The sequence below is a fragment of the Sedimenticola selenatireducens DSM 17993 genome, from assembly GCF_000428045.1.
Lineage (GTDB): Bacteria > Pseudomonadota > Gammaproteobacteria > Chromatiales > Chromatiaceae > Sedimenticola > Sedimenticola selenatireducens.
In genome coordinates, this window is sequence record NZ_ATZE01000022.1 from 53,307 (window position 1) to 69,359 (window position 16,053).

Annotated in this window: 13 protein-coding genes; 1 reads left to right on the top strand and 12 read right to left on the bottom strand. The window is 57.1% G+C overall.

The window, feature by feature from the left end; genetic code table 11:
- Positions 1 to 6: 6 nt before the first annotated feature.
- From A3GO_RS24125 to A3GO_RS26915, 4 genes are all read right to left on the bottom strand, one after another.
- Positions 7 to 864, bottom strand: coding sequence for a flagellar motor protein MotA (locus A3GO_RS24125; RefSeq protein WP_245621760.1), 858 nt, complete (start codon positions 862 to 864; stop codon positions 7 to 9).
- Between the two features lie 246 nt (positions 865 to 1,110).
- Positions 1,111 to 1,911: an arsenite methyltransferase gene (locus A3GO_RS0115640; RefSeq protein WP_029134203.1), complete on the bottom strand. Its 801-nt coding sequence runs from the start codon at positions 1,909 to 1,911 to the stop codon at positions 1,111 to 1,113.
- 81 nt (positions 1,912 to 1,992) lie between these two features.
- Positions 1,993 to 2,538, bottom strand: a complete 546-nt coding sequence (gene sigZ, locus A3GO_RS0115645) for an RNA polymerase sigma factor SigZ (protein WP_029134204.1) — start codon at positions 2,536 to 2,538, stop codon at positions 1,993 to 1,995.
- A gap of 54 nt (positions 2,539 to 2,592) precedes the next feature.
- Positions 2,593 to 2,742, bottom strand: coding sequence for a hypothetical protein (locus tag A3GO_RS26915; protein WP_435685527.1), 150 nt, complete (start codon positions 2,740 to 2,742; stop codon positions 2,593 to 2,595).
- Positions 2,743 to 2,872: 130 nt separating this feature from the next.
- Here A3GO_RS26915 and tehB point away from each other — a divergent pair, with 130 nt between their 5' ends.
- Positions 2,873 to 3,439, top strand: a complete 567-nt coding sequence (tehB, locus tag A3GO_RS0115650) for a tellurite resistance methyltransferase TehB (protein ID WP_029134205.1) — start codon at positions 2,873 to 2,875, stop codon at positions 3,437 to 3,439.
- 271 nt (positions 3,440 to 3,710) lie between these two features.
- Here the strand turns inward: tehB and A3GO_RS0115655 are convergent, their stop codons facing one another.
- The 8 genes from A3GO_RS0115655 to A3GO_RS0115695 form a co-directional block, all read right to left on the bottom strand.
- Positions 3,711 to 4,850 (bottom strand): hypothetical protein, encoded by a 1,140-nt coding sequence (locus tag A3GO_RS0115655; protein ID WP_157606840.1) that lies wholly within the window; start codon positions 4,848 to 4,850, stop codon positions 3,711 to 3,713.
- 535 nt (positions 4,851 to 5,385) lie between these two features.
- A complete protein-coding gene (locus A3GO_RS0115665; RefSeq protein WP_029134207.1) occupies positions 5,386 to 6,528 on the bottom strand; it encodes a helix-turn-helix transcriptional regulator in 1,143 nt (380 codons plus the stop codon).
- A gap of 684 nt (positions 6,529 to 7,212) precedes the next feature.
- Complete coding sequence (locus A3GO_RS24130) at positions 7,213 to 9,267, bottom strand: CoA-binding protein (protein WP_084610149.1); 2,055 nt, start codon at positions 9,265 to 9,267, stop codon at positions 7,213 to 7,215.
- 230 nt (positions 9,268 to 9,497) lie between these two features.
- On the bottom strand, positions 9,498 to 10,703 hold the full coding sequence (gene pcaF / locus A3GO_RS0115675) for a 3-oxoadipyl-CoA thiolase (protein ID WP_029134208.1): 1,206 nt from the start codon (positions 10,701 to 10,703) through the stop codon (positions 9,498 to 9,500).
- Between the two features lie 260 nt (positions 10,704 to 10,963).
- Positions 10,964 to 11,857: a helix-turn-helix transcriptional regulator gene (locus A3GO_RS24135; protein WP_051302451.1), complete on the bottom strand. Its 894-nt coding sequence runs from the start codon at positions 11,855 to 11,857 to the stop codon at positions 10,964 to 10,966.
- A gap of 91 nt (positions 11,858 to 11,948) precedes the next feature.
- Positions 11,949 to 14,282 carry an aldehyde ferredoxin oxidoreductase C-terminal domain-containing protein gene (locus A3GO_RS0115685; RefSeq protein WP_029134209.1) on the bottom strand — a complete coding sequence of 778 codons (2,334 nt, stop codon included), beginning with the start codon at positions 14,280 to 14,282 and terminating at the stop codon, positions 11,949 to 11,951.
- A 227-nt stretch (positions 14,283 to 14,509) separates the two neighbouring features.
- Positions 14,510 to 14,716 (bottom strand): hypothetical protein, encoded by a 207-nt coding sequence (locus A3GO_RS0115690; RefSeq protein WP_029134210.1) that lies wholly within the window; start codon positions 14,714 to 14,716, stop codon positions 14,510 to 14,512.
- Between the two features lie 9 nt (positions 14,717 to 14,725).
- Positions 14,726 to 16,036, bottom strand: coding sequence for a phenylacetate--CoA ligase family protein (locus tag A3GO_RS0115695; protein ID WP_029134211.1), 1,311 nt, complete (start codon positions 16,034 to 16,036; stop codon positions 14,726 to 14,728).
- Positions 16,037 to 16,053 lie beyond the last annotated feature (17 nt).

Consider the following 16,053-nt stretch of genomic DNA (forward strand, 5'->3'; position numbering starts at 1 on the left):
GGGATATCACTCCGCGCCGCTGCCAGGCTGTTTTCCAGCCACCGCCTCATCGGTGGCTGGTTGCATCTGCGACGACTGGTTGCGTTGCCCCAGCTTCTCCTCGATGAGCAGGCTGAGACGCTGCTCCATATCATCAGGGTCCTCCACGGGGGGACGGCCACCGGGTTCGTCGATCAACTGGGTGACGCCGGAAAGCCACTCCTCCAGATCGTTGAAAAAGCGGTTCTGGGCATGCCCGGCGAGGATATCGATGAATCCCAGCACCAGGGAGCCGCCGAGGCCGAACAGGGATGAGCTGAAGGCGGTGCCCATGCCGTTCAGGGGTTGCTGCAGTCCGGCCTTGAGCTGTCCGAAGACGGCCGCAAAGTCCCGATTGCCCACGTCCAGCCCACCAATGACACTGCTCACCGAGGAGATGGTGCCGAGCAGCCCCCAGAAGGTACCGAGCAGGCCGAGAAAGACCAGCAGACCGATCATGTAGCGGGAGATCTCGCGGGACTCATCGAGGCGCGCGCGAATGCCGTCCAGTACCGTGCGCAATGACAGGGCGGAGAGACGGAAACGGTCCTTGCGCCGTCCATGCAGATGGCGGGCCAGCCCTTTCATCAGGCGCGGGCTTTCGGCAACGGAAATCCCCGCCTCCCCGGTCCGGAACAGGGTGATCCAGCGGATCTCCGGTTCCAGGATCACCACATGGCGTATGTTGATGATAATGCCGATCAGCAGGGCGCCGATAATCAGTGAGTTGAAACCCCAGTTGGCCATGAAGGCGCTTTGCAGCGGCGCAAACAGCAACAGGCAGACGCCGGCCACCAGGGCCAGATAAATACCCATCCAGAGCAGGGAATGGCGTGGATTACTCATGTCTTGAGAAACCTCCCGAAAGCAGAGTTGCCACCATACTCCGGGACGGCAGGGGGTTCAACGGGGCGCATGGCCCCGCCATGTGTGGCGCGCCGGCAAATCACGAATCTGTGATCGGCTCGATTAATTTGCCCGGGCGGAAGAAAAGGGTGGCCTGACCGGATGACTTCCCATCGTGCCGCACAGGCCATATCACCCGGTGGCGGCAGTCCGTTAGGGTGCGGGCGGTCCGGGTTAACACGGTTGTTAAGTTGCTGGCTTTACCGCCTCAATCGCTGCGGAAACGATATAGTCTGAAATATCAGTCCCCGGCACCCATTCACGGATGAATGATCTGCTTTCATCCTTTGGGGCAACATGAATGCTCGTGAACCCTGCTTCTGCCAGCATCCGCTCAATCTCCGGCACCGGGGATGCACCCGCCATGCACCCCGCATACAGCGCCATGTCTTCACGAACCTCTTGCGGCAGTTCCGTAGCGGCAACCACGTCCGAAATTGCCAGTCTGCCGCCGGGTTTCAGGACACGGTAAGCCTCGGAAAATACCCTGGGCTTGTCTGGTGACAAATTGATGACACAGTTTGAAATGATCACATCGACACTGCCATCGGCGACCGGCAGGTTCTCGATCTCGGCGAGGCGAAACTCCACATTCCGGTAGTTGCCCTGGTCCGCATTGGCGCGTGCCTTGGTGATCATTTCAGGGGTCATATCCACGCCGATGACGTGTCCCGTGTCTCCTACCTGTCGGGCTGCAAGAAAACAGTCGAAGCCGCCACCGCTACCCAGATCAAGGACGATTTCACCTGCCTTGAGTGCAGCAATTGCTTGCGGGTTTCCACATCCAAGCCCCATGTTTGCTCCTTGGGGGGTGGACGTAACATCGTCAGTGCTGTAACCCATTTCTTGTGAAATGGCCTCGGCACTTGGCGTGGAGGCATCACAGCAGGTTGTGCCACAACCGCAGCCCGCACTTTCACTCTCTGCCACTTGCCCATACCGCCGGCGCACCGCCTGGCGGATCTCATCATTTCTCACATAACCCATTGGTTTCTCCTGTCGCTTGGGTACCGACGCTGGTTGCGTCATACCCATATAGACGGAGACATAGCAAAAAAGACGCAAAATTCACGAGCACCGTCCATTGCATTCTTTTTGACGCGGCTCATAGTCGACGACGCCGTTTTGTCCGGTTTCGATCACGCAACAGTCGTGCAAGCGCTGCCGTAATTGGTCACGGCCCCGCTGTATCCTCGATTTCGCTCCGGAATAGGAGAGCCCAAGGTGCGTTGCTACCTCCTTTTGGGATAACCCCTCAATCTCGGACAGCGTCAGGGCCAAGCGGTAGGTCTCCGGCAGGTCGTCAATAAGCGGCTGGAGACAGCTAGCCAGTTCCTCTACCGGGTCGCGCTCCCATTCCGGGGCGGTCAATTCCTCCGGCAGTTCAGTCCAGGGTTTCTGCGATCGGTAGTGATCGGCGATGACGTTTGATGCTATCCGATACAACCACGGTGCGACGCTACCGCGCACCCGCAGTGAATGGAGGTTTTCATACGCCTTAATAAATACCTCTTGGAGGATATCATCCACCACGTCCGGTTCAGGTACGCGTCTGACCACGTAAGCGCGTAAACGCGCCTTGTGTTCGTCCCATATGTCAGATATCGGGTGCATGGTTTTCTCAATTTAAGGAGCGTTTGGTCATAAGCAGGATTAGGCCTTTGATTCTCAGGCACCTGTTAAAATCCCATCGAAGAATCGGGTAAGACCAGCAAAATCATCCACCGGCAGAATATTCGCAATGTACTGATCCGGATGGACAAGGATCATACAAACCAAAGTATGGCAAAATATGGGGTCAAATGAAAAACTATTCATGGACCTGCGTGTGCGATATTGGGTTTCTCATCCGACCCCAATTTTTGTTAATAGCTTTGGCTATTGCCATTTAACTGCGCCTAAAAAGTAGTAACATACAGGTCCTCATTTCAAAAACTAAGTGGTTGCCATGACAGTTGACCTAAATAGCCGTTACGGCTTAAATCCTGCGCATAGTGAAGTGGTAGAGGCGTGCAAAATTATTGAGCCATGCAATGCCTTGGATATGGGCTGTTCCAATGGACGCAATGCCTTATATCTCAACCAGCTTGGCTTTAACGTGATCGCAGTAGACAACAACCCCAGCGCTATCGATATGCTGCAGCAGATTGTGAGCGAAGAGGGGATAGCCAACATTAAGGCGCAGGTGTACGACATCAATAATGCCGGGCTTGGTGTGGATTATGGCTTTATTGCCAGCACCGTAACCTTAATGTTTCTCGACCCAACTCGTGTTGATGCTGTTATTGCCGATATGCAAGAGCATACTCTGCCCGGCGGTTATAACCTGATTGTTTGCGCCATGAGCACTGAAGAACACCCATGCCCAGTCCCCTTCGCTTTTACCCTGAAAGCAGGGCAGTTGCGTGAGGCTTACGCGGGGTGGGAGCTGATTAAGTACAATGAAGATTTAGGTACCATGCACAATGGCGCGCAATTGCAGTTTGCGACCATGTTGGCGCGGAAACCTGGGTAGTTAAATGAATGATGAAGGCCGTTGTTACCTCAGCGGTCGACATAACCACACCGCATAAAGATTCAACAGACTACCTAGCCATAACTGGCTCCAATGCACGTTTTGGCCCTCCCAAGAGATGAAAAAGCAGACGCGCCATCGGTGGTCTCATCATCTACCGGGGCGGCGTCTCGTCAGAGAAACCCTCGCTCCGTTGACTAAAGGCGGCTAATGGGTGACCCTGAATATTCGTGTCAGGTTGTGGTTCTCGAATTTTCTCGGTGTTTCCCAGTCAATTTTGTCCTATCTGCTTTTTTGATTGAATTTGCCCCGCCAATCCAGATTTTACTGGCACCCTGATATAGCATTCCCTGTTCGCATCCGCCGAATCAGGATAACTGTTTCTGAATTCAAAACCCGTTGAAAATCTTTTTCCACCGGAAGCGGGAGTCGTTACAAATGATATGGACACTTCTGTTGAAATATAGTCGTAGCTTTTGGTTTCAGGTGTGCTGTTTCCACGCAGATAACGAGCGTCACGGATTTTTTTCATCACGATCTCGGCATTGATTTGCGAAACAGGTGGATGAAACCGGTCCTGTTTCCCGATATAGCATTGCAGATAGATGAGGTCCTGGTGGTCGGCGGCGTGAAACTCACAGTCATCCTTGTCAAAAACTATTTGACCACGCCCGTCATGCCCCTGAAAGAACTGGATGGTGTCTTTGATATCTTCGATTGTTCCCGAATCATGGTAATCGTTGATTTTTACGGGGTATTCTGCTTTCCGCTGATCTATGGAAGAACTCTCACTCTCCCAACCGAGAATATACTCATCTGCCGTGTTATATACAGCCACTATATGGCGCGGGCCTTGAGTCAGAGGATTACTGTCATTTGATACACATGCCAGGATCTTGTCGTTGGTGTTTATATTTTTTACCGAGCGATAACGCTCGTAGCCGGTTGTGGCTCCAAATGCCAATTTCCGTGGAAAAATCACATACTTGGAAATGTTTATCGACACCTTTTCCCGTGTAGCGAGATTTTGGCAGTTTCCCAATAAAACCAGGCGAGCCCGTTCAACAGTTTTTTTGTTTTTGATCCGGTTGATGTCATCTGTCCTTTTGACGATAAAACCCGTGCATTTGATTGGGTTGCCTTGCAGATTGAAACTGACGTCATAAACATCGATGGGACTTATTGCCTTATCGGCAAATATGGCGTCCTGATAAACAATCAGTTTCTCCAGGTCGTCAATCAGCAAGTCACTTGTCTTAACAGTGATGGCAGAAGTGTCGGTTGGTCCAAAATCGAGCAGAATATCCATGAAGTAATCTTGTACCAGGGGTGTCCAAATACTCCCAGACTCAGCGCATGGTGCAAATTGCGGGAATATAAAAATCAGCAACCCTAAGTATGTGGTCTTCATCGGCATCACCTCCCTTTAAAGGCCCCAGCTTGGCGAGGTAGTAAAATTGAAGCGCCAACAGCCAAAGTTCCATTCAATGGGGTATGAAGTTCCTTGTGCATATTCTTAATCCATGTGACCGATTACTTTGAAGAGGCACGGCAAACGGCCAAAAGCCCAGTAACGTCGCATAGAGATAAGCAAGTATCGGGCCATGTAATATAAATCAATAACTTATATCTATTGCCATGATTAACATGTAAAACGGGTCGTCTCCCCCGAACGGGGGATATGGGCAATGCCGGATTATGAAAAGAAGAGACGGTCAGCGTAAGCGGCACAATTAACCGTGCGCCAAGATTGCACTCATCCAGCATGTGTCGATCGGTATCGGCAGACACCAAGTTCTTGGCAATTTCGAAGGTGTCACTGATCGATCGGCAATTCTCACGATGGCGAGAATAGACCGGTGAGAGCTTGGGCTATATGCGCAAGGCATTGCATCTTTAGTTTTGTTCCGTCCGAAGTCTTGAATTGATAAGCCTGTGTCGGTTCTTCAGGATGGAAAGCTGCGCATCACCACTGAAATGAGTTCGCTTTGTCGGTGGGTGTTGGTTTTTTTGAAAATATGTTTCAAGTGAGATTTCAAGGTTTCACGAGAAATTTTCATGGCATCGGCAATCTCCTTGCCGGTATAACCCTGAACCAGCATGATCGTTACCTTGGTTTCCGACACCGTCAAGTTGTAGCGGTGTCGGATCAATTCCTCCCTGGATTCACTAGCGGCATCAGGATCATGAATAAAAATAACAACCGCATTATCACGCTTACTATTGATATTTGTTTGTTCATAGGCTGGTGCAATCAGCAATTCAAAGGGGCGTTTTCCTGATGGGCGGAGAACAGGAAAGGACCGGCCATGGGTGATGGCTTCACCCTGAATCGTTTTGCATATGCCATTGATAAGTCTATAGAGCGCAGTATCCTCGCCGGGAAGCATGGTGTGGAGCTCATGATTTCTGAGATGCAGTCCATCTGCCCGTTCAAGCATCACTCTTGCTGCATCATTGATTTCCAGTACCTGGCCAGAGATATCCAGAAGTACAACGCCTTGAAGAACCGTGTCGACAACTCTGGATAGCCGGTCAAGTCGCGCATCTATATGAGAAATTTTTGTGTGCAGCTGTAACGCGGTTTGCAGGTGAGGAAGTATGAGTTCGCAGAACCTCAATCGACTTGCCGGATCCAAATGTCGCTTATCCTTGGCATAGTGTAGAGCGATAGTTGAATGTACCTGTCCCGTTTTTTGTAAGGTGATTCGGATGGCATTCCGAACCGTTAAACCTTGTGGTGACACATGATCATTGAAGAATTCACCCTTCTCCACCTCTTTATCGGGGATCAGATCAGCTAGCAAACCCAGCGTACCGGGGTTAGGCAGTAGCGACGGGTGGATGGAGATATATGGGTTGATGTACTGGTAGTAAGCGTCATACTCCTGTGCATACCGCTCTTCCAGGTTGATGCAGCACTCCAGATTTGTCTGGCGTATGGATGAGTTGTGGTGAACGAACAATCCCTGGTCTGCACCGACGGTTTGACAGATTGCCGTTATGACGTTGCGCCAAGCCTCATCATCTCCAGCAGCTTGATAGATGAGCGGGATCAGGTTGAGTACGGCCTGCTGCATATCCTGCATGGCATCGAACCTCCTTGTCGCGGTTGAACAATCTATCTGTAACCCCAGGTTTCCCGGGCAACTGCGTGAGTCGTTAGCTGCGCTACCCTTAAGAATAGGATATGTATGGCGCCCTGCAACCTGGCATCAAGGGACCAAAAGTGCGGTATTGGGTTTTTCATCTGACCCCAATGGTGTTTTCATTTTTATCTTTCGATAGACGATTTATTAAAATGACAAGCGCCCACGGATTTCACAATGCAGAGCGCTAAAATAGCCCCATTGTGTTTTTCATCTGACCCCAATTATTTGAAGGGTGTAGGTACTTGATGTTTCCAATAGATGCGATGTAATAGTCTTCTTGAGATCTGTCATGTCGATGGCCTTTCGGGGCGTGGTGAGTTGCCCATAAACACAGTCTTCCTTAAATGATAAATTTTGCCGTTTCTGGGCTCTATATGACCCCAATTATTAAGCCTCCTGCCCTAGGGATTGCCCATTGACGCTAAAAGTTACCAGTTTACGGCGAGGGAAGGAATGCCTTTCTTGTTAGTGGGTTGGATGGGGTAAGGGGAGAAGCGTTCCAGCCCTAAGCGGGTCTGCAAGAAGAAGCCGGTATCACGCAAGCGATACCGGCTCTGTTTTGTACAGCCTCTTGTTGGTTCAGGGCACCACTACGAGACGCTCCGAGGCCCTGTCAACATGTCAACCAAACCGCTTCCGGATCTCCTCCGCCCGCAGCCGTGCCCGGGTGTAGCTGGACAGCGCCTTGACGCCGGCGCCGCAGGAACGGAACACGCAGACGCCCTGGTCTTTCATTTTTGCCACCAGGGGTTCGTAGAGTTCGCCGCCATCGACAATCCCGATCAGCGGCTTGTCCAGTGCAGCGACCATCTTCGGCATCTGGTGGGCGATGCTCTGCTCGTCACCCAGGTCATAGCCGGGGCGCAGCTTGTTCTCCACCAGAGTGCGCATCACGGGTGACATGGGATCGAGTCCCACCACAACGGCGTCGATATTGGGATCCTTCGCCATCGCCTCGGCACATTGCAGGTGCGCTTCGTCGTCGGCGCCTGGGTTGATGTCCATCGGGTTACGGATCTCCATCAGGGCGTCCAGCCGTTTCGCTTTCAGGATCTCGCCAATGCGGGTCTCGGTCTCGGCCGAGAGGGCGGCCACTTCGAGTGAGAAGTTGTCCGACTGAACGTTGTCGGCCATACCCACGGCCTCGAAGCCGGCGCCGCTGACTGCGCCCAGCCGGTTACCGCCGATGGTCTTGTCGTGCAGGCAGTCGGCTATGTAGAACAGGTCGTTGAAGCGGTCGAAGTCGTCGCAGACCATGCCGCCGGCCTGGGTGATCACCGCTTCCAGCAGTGCGAAGTCTCCTGCGATCGAGGCGGTGTGGCCCATGGTGGCGTTGGCGCCGAACTCGGAGCGGCCCGCCTTGTAGAGCACCACTTGCTTGCCCTTCAGCACCGCCTTGCGCACGCCCTTGGCGAAGTGCAGGCCATCCAGGTCGCGGAAGCCCTCGGCATAGACGCCGATGGTGTCTATGCCGTCCAGCTCGGCGAAATAGTTGACCATGTCGCCGTGGGTGAGGTCGTTCTGGTTGCCCAGCGCGGTCATGTAGGCGGGGTCGAGCCAGGGATTATGGCTGATACGGGTGATCATGAAGGCGCCGCTCTGACTGATCAGGGCCGAGTTGCGTTGCGCCTTCTTTTGCCCCTGGGGCAGGCGGTTCTTGGGGATAAACCAGGTGTCGTACTCACCGGGATGGGAAACGATGCCGAGGCAGTTGCCGCCGAGGAAAACCGGGCCGCCGTCCTCGCTGTGATGCGCCTCGTTGATGCGTTTCATCATGGCCGCCGCCGGTTCCCGACTGGCGGTGGTCTCGCCCAGTCCGCCGGGGATCAGCATCACCGCCTCGGCGGCGTTGGTGGCGATCACCTCGTCCACCAGGTCGTAGACTGCGTCGGCGGCAATGGCAACCACGAACAGGTCCAGCTTGTGCTCCAGGGAGGCGAGGCTCTCGGCGCATTTGACGCCGTCGATCTCATCCTCGTTGGGGCGGATGATGGTGATCTGCGAAGCCGGGTAGCCACTGGCCAGAATATTCTTGAGGATGATGCGACCGAAGTTCATCTTGCTGCCGGAGACACCGATAATGCCGATCGATTTTGGATGCAGCATCTTGCCGATTTTCTTTACCGGGCGCGGAGCCGGCACCGGGGTGGGACGGCTGTACTCGCAGACGCCCTCACCGAGGGCGATCCGGTTATCGATAAAGCTGAACGGGTTGAGTTCCAGGCACTCCAGCACGAACGGGGCGTCCGGGTTGGTCGGGGCGTAGTGTCGGGCCAGGCTGATGAAGGCGGTGAAGCAGTCGCTCAGGTTCTGGTCGTCTACCTTTCCTTCCAGTTTGCGATAGGCGATGGTCGCCTTGAATGCCTGCAGCAGATCTTCACCGCTGGTCAGGTCGGCGGCGGCACTGACGCCGCCCTGGCCCTTACGCAGGGCGCTGGCCAGCAGTTCGCCGGTCTCGCCACCCAGCCCGGCACTGATCACAATGCCGAATTCGCGGGTGTTACGGATAGCGAGGGAGAGCTCAATGCCGGTGCCGGGTTCGACACTGGCCAGCGGCAGGCCGGCCATCTCCAGCAACTGCCGCAGGTCGGCGTCGTGCAGGGTCTGGTGGCCGTCGCCGGTGCGGGTCTGCAGCAGGGCGGTGATGCCGTCCAGGTCGTGGGTGTTGTTTGTCATAGTGCTGTTCCTGATAGTGGTCAGTATGTTTGCTGCATGTAGGAGCGGCGCCCCGCCGCGACTCGGCCCGGGGCGGGCCTCCTACAGGTTGTTGTTAGCGCGGCAAAAGATGGATAAGACGCAGCCATCGATCGTCGTTGTCCGTAGGAGCGGCGCCCCCGCCGCGAATGTGTCGCGGCATATCGGCCCGGGGCGGGACTCCTACAGGTCGTTTTTAGCGCTGGGTGGCATCAAACCCGCTCAATCACCACGGCTATGCCCTGGCCAACGCCGATACACATGGTGCAGAGGGCATAGCGGCCCCCGCTGCGATGCAGCTGGTAAGTGGCGGTGGTGAGCAGGCGTGCGCCGCTCATGCCAAGAGGGTGTCCCAGGGCGATCGCGCCGCCGTTGGGATTGATGCGCGCGTCGTCATCGGCCAGTCCCAGGTGCCGTGTCACCGCCAGGGCCTGGGCGGCAAACGCCTCGTTGAGTTCGATGACATCCATCTGGTCCAGGGTCAGTCCGAGCCGTTTCAGCAGCTTTTCGCTCGCGGGTGCCGGGCCAAAGCCCATGGTGCGCGGCGGAACACCGGCGGTGGCCATGCCGAGGATGCGGGCGCGAGGTGTCAGCCCCTGTTGCCGGGCCGCCTGCTTGGAGGCGATCAGCAGTGCACAGGCACCGTCATTGACGCCCGAGGCGTTACCAGCGGTGACGCTCCCCTCGGGATGGACGATGGGGCGCAGTTTCGTCAGCTGATCGATTCGGGTCTGGGGACGGGCGTGTTCGTCCTGACTGAAGATGACCGGGTCGCCCTTGCGTTGGGGAAGGGTGACAGGGATGATCTCTTCGGCCAGCCGACCCGCCTCCTGGGCGGCGCCGGTGAGTTGCTGGGAGCGCAGGGCGAAGGCATCCTGATCCTCGCGACTGATGCCGAACTCGACTGCCAGATTCTCGGCGGTTTCGGGCATTGAATCGACACCGTACATCTCCTTCATTTTCCTGTTGATGAAGCGCCAGCCGATGGTGGTGTCGAAAATCTCCGCCTGGCGCGAGAAGGCGCTCTCCGCCTTGCCCATGACGAACGGGGCGCGGGACATGGACTCCACACCGCCGGCAATCATCAATTCCGCCTCGCCGCTCTTGATGGCGCGGGCGGCTGTGCCTACCGCATCCATGCCGGAACCGCACAGCCGGTTCAGGGTGCCGCCGGGCACGGCATCGGGCAGGCCGGCCAGCAGGGCGGTCATGCGTGCCACGTTGCGGTTATCCTCGCCTGCCTGATTGGCGCAGCCGTAGAGCAGATCGTCCAGCTGATACCAGTCGACATCAGGATTGCGCTCCATCAGCGCCTGGACCGGCAGGGCGGCAAGATCGTCAGTGCGCAGGGCAGCGAGGGTGCCGCCATAGCGACCGATCGGGGTGCGGATGGCATCGCAGATAAAGGCTTCGGGCATGTTTATGCTCCTTTGGTTGAATGTTGGTTGTCCAATGTTGTTCAGTGATCCGTCGGCCTGTAGAAGCGACGCCCCCGTCGCGAACGTTTCGTGGTCGCATCGGCCCGGGGCGGGCCTCCTACAGCAATTGTCTCGGACCACGGCGATTTCGGCCCGGACGTGGGCCTCCTGCCGGTATGGCTTGGCTATGGGAATTCAGTGTGGGAAAAGGCAGGTGTAGCCGGTCGGGCCGGCCGGGTAGCAAAACGAACGCTGGCCGGTCAGTTGCCCTGCAAGTAGGGCGCGCACTGCTGAATCAGCACTTCGAGACTCTGCTCGATGGTCTGGCCCGAGGTCATGATCTCGAAATTCGCCAGACGGTAGTCCGCTTCCCGTTCATCCAATATCAGTTTCAGATCATCCATCGCCTGCTGGCTGCCTGCCATCGGACGCATGTCACCCTGTTCAATGACACGGTTCATGTGATCCTCCGGCAGCGCACGCACCCAGATGGTGTAGAAGTGCTCCCGCAGCATCCGGAAGGTCTCCGCCTCGGAGATCAGACTGCCGCCGGTCTCCAGCACCACGTGCCGATAGTCGGTAATGGTCTGCTGCAGCGCCTGCAGCTCCAGCCGGCGGTAGTTGCCCTGGCCGGTGAGGGAGATCAACTCGCCTATGTCCATCCCCGCCAGTCGTGAGGTCACGTTCTGCAAGCGGATGAACGGCACCTGGAAATGCTTTGCCAGCAGTTCACCCAGGGTACTTTTGCCACTGCCGCGCATCCCGATCAGGGCTACGCCGCGATAGACGCCCTGGCCAGGCGAGAAGGCGTTACGCAACAGCTTGAACGCCTTCTCCTGTATCTCGGGAGTGAAGGTATCGATCAACTCGCCGAGCGGCGGGTACTTGATGCAGGTCTCTTCCTGCTCAGGTAGCAGTGAGCCGATACGTACCCCGAGAGCGTTGGCGATACGTGATAGCAGGGCCAGTGAGACATTGGCGGTGCCGCGTTCCAGCTGGGCCAGATAACGCTCCGAGACGTCCGAATGAAAGGCCAGGTTCTTGCGTGTCAGCCCGCGCCGCGAACGCACGGAACGCACCCGAGAGCCGACCACTTCGGTGAGCTCTTCAATACCTGCGTCTTCCCCTGTGGGGGGGTTGATTGTCTCGGTCATGCCTTCACGTTCCTATGAGTAACCTCTCCAGCCTGATATTACCATGATACTGATATTTGTACCTTTTCCACATTGATTTCTGTCTATATATTTACCCCCCCGCCAGCATCGGTACCAGACTCACTTCGTCGCCATTGTGCAGGGTCATTCCCTGTTCAGAGGCGACTACCAGATGATCGTTGATGGAGATACCGAACGAACTGTCGCCCAGCGCCTCAGCCGCCTGCGGCAGGCTGTTTTTCAGGCGCTGCCTCAGCTCCCGGATATCTTTCACCGGCCGGTTGATGACCAGGCTGTTGCGTTTGACCCCGGGCAGTTTCGGCAGATTTACCTTCAGGCTGTAACCGGTCAGCACCTGGGAGAGGCTGTCCCACCAGTCGCTGCTGGGCAGTCCATCCGGTTCGAAGCCGGAAACTTCGTAGAAACGCTGTTTCATCTCATCGAACGCCTGCTGATCGATCTTTTCGCCGCTGAATGGGCCGGCGCTGTTGGGTTCCTCGAACCAGCGTCTGGGCAGGGTGTCGTCGGCATCGGTGAGACCGCGCAGGGCATTGATCATGCGCTCCACGGCGATCACGTTGCGACCGCTGTTGAGCAGGTCGTCGCTGCTCATCTCGATCCCGGTCAGCAACTTGAGCTGCTGCGCAAACTCCTCGGTACCGGTCAGGGACGGCGAGTTGAACAGCTTGGTGGTAAAGCGGCACATGCCTACCGAGTCGCCGACCGCGAAGGTGTCCTCACAGCGGCGTACCGCGTACTCCTTGCCGCCGTACTGATTCGGTTCCGCGGAGACCTTGCCGCCATACAGGGCGGTCTTGAACTCGGCGTCGTCGTTGATACGGGCGTTGATCTCCAGGGTGACCCGGTTGCGCAGGTGATCCATGCCGCGGGTCGCCACCGCCAGCCCCAGGGCAAACGCCTTGAGGATGCGGCTGTCATGGGGGTCGGATTGGAACAGCCCCTTAACGGTCATGCGATAGTCCAGTGCCTCGGGCGGATACTTGCCGGTGGCCACCGCCTGGCTGGAATCGGCCACCACGTCACCGAAGCCTTCGCGCCGGGCCAGCATGAACAGCAGTTTTTCTACCGCCTCATAGTTGCCCCAGCTCAGGTCAAGGCCGCCGGTAGTGGTCTGGTCGATAACGCCGCGCTGGTAGAGCTCCATGGCCCAACCGATGGCGCCTCCGGTACCGGAGGAGTCGAGTCCCAGGTCGTTGAGGATGTTGTTCAGCCGCAGCACCTTTTCCGGTTCCGTGATGCCAATGTTGGGGCCGAACTTGCCGACGGTGACATATTCCGGACCATCGCCCTTGTCGTACCGGTCGAATACCCCGTCGCCCTTGATGCCCTGGTAGCTGGCGGTGTGTTCATGCTGCACCTCCGCCTGCGAGGTATCGTAGCTGGCGTTGCCGGTCACGCCTTTCAGCGCGTTGGCGCCAAAGCCACCCTTGGCGCCGGGAGTCATGTCGTTCAACGGCCGGCACTTCACCGGGCACTTGTAACAACCGTCCATGCCGGTGCGGTAGCCGTCGAAATTGTCGGCGTCCAGGTCCTCCACCCAGGTGTTCTCCTGGTTGTTCTTGGTGCCGATGGCACCAAGGATACGGCTTGGCTTGTACAGAAACGGGGTGCCAACGGTCTTCAGTGCGTTGTGAATCACGCTGGTGCTGATCACCTTGTTGCTGATCTCCTTGGCTCCCAGCTTGAACTCCTTGGAGGTGGCGATCTTGCCCGGCGCGCCATCGATCATGATCGCCTTGAGACCCAGCGAGCCCATCTTGGCGCCGGGGCCGCCACGCGCCCAGATCGCCTTGATACCACCCATGATGCCGGCACTCAGGGCCAGGTTCTCGCCGGCGCTGGTGATACGCGCCAGGGCCATGTCCTTGCGCTCGGTGCGTTCGAAATCTCGCTCGATCGCCTCGGTAACGTCCAGGTTGTCCATCCCGATGTAGGGGGTGGCATCAAGGAACTGCACGTCGTCGAATGAGATCTTCAACAGGGTCCACTGCGGGTTGCGCCCATAAACTACCAGGTGGTCATAACCGTGGTGGCGCATGAAGGCGGGGAAATAGTCGCCGACATTACTGTCGAGGATGGCGTCACTCTCCGGAGAGAGGCTGGTGACATTGCCCCGGGTGGCGGAGGCCATGTAGCCGGTGAAGACCCCGCTGCCGAAGATCAACGGTACCTGTGGATCGAGAGGTTTGAGCGGTTCCGCCTGCTCGGTTGCGAGCAGATTGTAGAGCAGGTACATGTTGGCACCGCGGCCGCTGAGGAAGGTGGTCAACACCTCCTTCGGCAGATAGGCCTTGCGGTGGCTGCGCCGCTCCAGATCCACGAACAGTACAGCACCCTGAGTGGGGTACTGGGGTGCATCATGCAGGCGGTTCAGCAATGCGTCGACGCGATCTCTGGTATTCATGACATATCCTCTGACATTCTCCTGTTACCGATTCGGCAGCAGGCGGGCCGGGCGTGTACAGGCCTCCGTTGCCTGCATACGCCCACTCCCTGTGTAGCTCCCTTTGCCGGAAGCCGCTGTTGATCCATGTTTACCCGAGGGGCGGAGTCAACGCCGACCCCGACCTTTCGGTGGCGGAGCTGGTCCGCCCTGCGGACGCCCTGCGGGCGCCGATCCGTTTTGAATCGCTACTTCTGTTGAAACAGATTGCAACCGAACTCGCCACGCATCTGTATCCCGGCGAATTCATCATCGGTGCGCACCAGGGCGCGCAGCGGATTTGAGCGCATCTGCTCGAACAGTTCGCAAACGCCGAACCCTTCCTGCTCATGCTCATTGCGCAGGACGACGTTCTCCTCATAACGCCAGTGACTACAGCTGTGACAAAAGCTCACGAGTGCCTCCTATTTTTTTCGCAGATCGCGAACCCGAATGGCCTTGCCCTGGGAACGGGGAACCTCGCCGGTATCCAGTACGTTGACTGTACAGGTCACACCGATCATCGACTTGATGTGGTGTTTCACTTCCGCGCCGAGCGCCTTTCTGTCACCGATGAAATCGGGTTCCGGCTCGATATCCACGCTCAGGGTGTCCATGATGCCCTCACGCTGGATCACCAGCTGGTAGTGGGGCGCCACGCCGGCAACACTCACCAGCACCGACTCGATCTGTGACGGATAGACGTTGACGCCGCGGATGATCATCATGTCGTCGTTGCGACCGGTGACGCGCAGGATGCGCACATGGGAGCGGCCGCAGCTGCACGGCTCATCGGTCAGCTTGGTGATGTCGTGAGTACGGTAGCGGATGATCGGCAGCGCTTCCTTGGTCAGGGTGGTGATCACCAGTTCGCCCACCTCGCCATAGGGCAGGGGCTGCAGCGTTTCGGGATCGACGATCTCGAACAGGAAGTGATCCTCCCAGCCGTGCAGGCCGTTCTGCTCGGTACATTCGCAGGCCACGCCCGGGCCCATGATCTCGGACAGGCCATAGATATCCATCGCCTTCACGCCAAGCTGTTTCTCCAGCTCGCCACGAATCTCGTCGCTCCAGGGCTCGGCACCGAATATGCCTACGCGCAGTGGTCCGGCCGCCAGGTCCACGCCCTCACTCCTGGCCACCTCGGCTATGTTGAGGGCGTAGGAGGGGGTGGAGAGCAGTACGTGGGAGCCAAAATCGCTCATCACCGCAATCTGCTTCTCGGTATTGCCACCGGACATGGGGGTGACGGTGCACTTCAGCCGCTCGGCACCGTAATGGGCGCCCAGCCCGCCGGTGAACAGGCCGTAACCATAGGCGTTGTGCACAATGTCGCCGGGGCGGGCGCCGGCACAGGAGATGCTGCGTGCCATCAGGTCGGCCCAGTTATTGATGTCCCCATCGGTGTAACCAACCACGGTCGGCTTGCCGGTGGTGCCGGAAGAGGCGTGCAGCCGGGAGATCTGTTCCCGGGGCACGGCGAACATGTTGAACGGGTAGGCGTCGCGCAGATCGTTCTTTACCGTGAAGGGAAACTTGGCGAGATCTTCCAGGTTTTCCAGGTCATGAGGCTTCACACCCTGTGCATCGAACGCCTCCCGATAGTGCGGGACGTTGTCATAGGCGTGCTGCAGGCGTGTCTTCAGTCGCTGCAACTGCAGTTGCAACAACTGCTCACGCGGCATGCATTCGGCTTCTTGATCAAAATAATAATTATCGGCACCAGTATCTGACATGGTGTCACACTCCTCGT

What these genes read in the sequence shown, in the direction of transcription:
- A3GO_RS0115665 (WP_029134207.1), bottom strand. Translation starts at nt 6,528, where the DNA reads ATGCAGGATATGCAGCAGGCCGTACTCAACCTGATCCCGCTCATCTAT.
- A3GO_RS24135 (WP_051302451.1), bottom strand. Translation starts at nt 11,857, where the DNA reads ATGACCGAGACAATCAACCCCCCCACAGGGGAAGACGCAGGTATTGAA.
- sigZ (WP_029134204.1), bottom strand. Translation starts at nt 2,538, where the DNA reads ATGCACCCGATATCTGACATATGGGACGAACACAAGGCGCGTTTACGC.
- A3GO_RS24130 (WP_084610149.1), bottom strand. Translation starts at nt 9,267, where the DNA reads ATGACAAACAACACCCACGACCTGGACGGCATCACCGCCCTGCTGCAG.
- tehB (WP_029134205.1), top strand. Translation starts at nt 2,873, where the DNA reads ATGACAGTTGACCTAAATAGCCGTTACGGCTTAAATCCTGCGCATAGT.
- A3GO_RS26915 (WP_435685527.1), bottom strand. Translation starts at nt 2,742, where the DNA reads ATGAATAGTTTTTCATTTGACCCCATATTTTGCCATACTTTGGTTTGT.
- A3GO_RS0115695 (WP_029134211.1), bottom strand. Translation starts at nt 16,036, where the DNA reads ATGTCAGATACTGGTGCCGATAATTATTATTTTGATCAAGAAGCCGAA.
- A3GO_RS0115655 (WP_157606840.1), bottom strand. Translation starts at nt 4,850, where the DNA reads ATGAAGACCACATACTTAGGGTTGCTGATTTTTATATTCCCGCAATTT.
- A3GO_RS0115685 (WP_029134209.1), bottom strand. Translation starts at nt 14,282, where the DNA reads ATGAATACCAGAGATCGCGTCGACGCATTGCTGAACCGCCTGCATGAT.
- A3GO_RS24125 (WP_245621760.1), bottom strand. Translation starts at nt 864, where the DNA reads ATGAGTAATCCACGCCATTCCCTGCTCTGGATGGGTATTTATCTGGCC.
- pcaF (WP_029134208.1), bottom strand. Translation starts at nt 10,703, where the DNA reads ATGCCCGAAGCCTTTATCTGCGATGCCATCCGCACCCCGATCGGTCGC.
- A3GO_RS0115640 (WP_029134203.1), bottom strand. Translation starts at nt 1,911, where the DNA reads ATGGGTTATGTGAGAAATGATGAGATCCGCCAGGCGGTGCGCCGGCGG.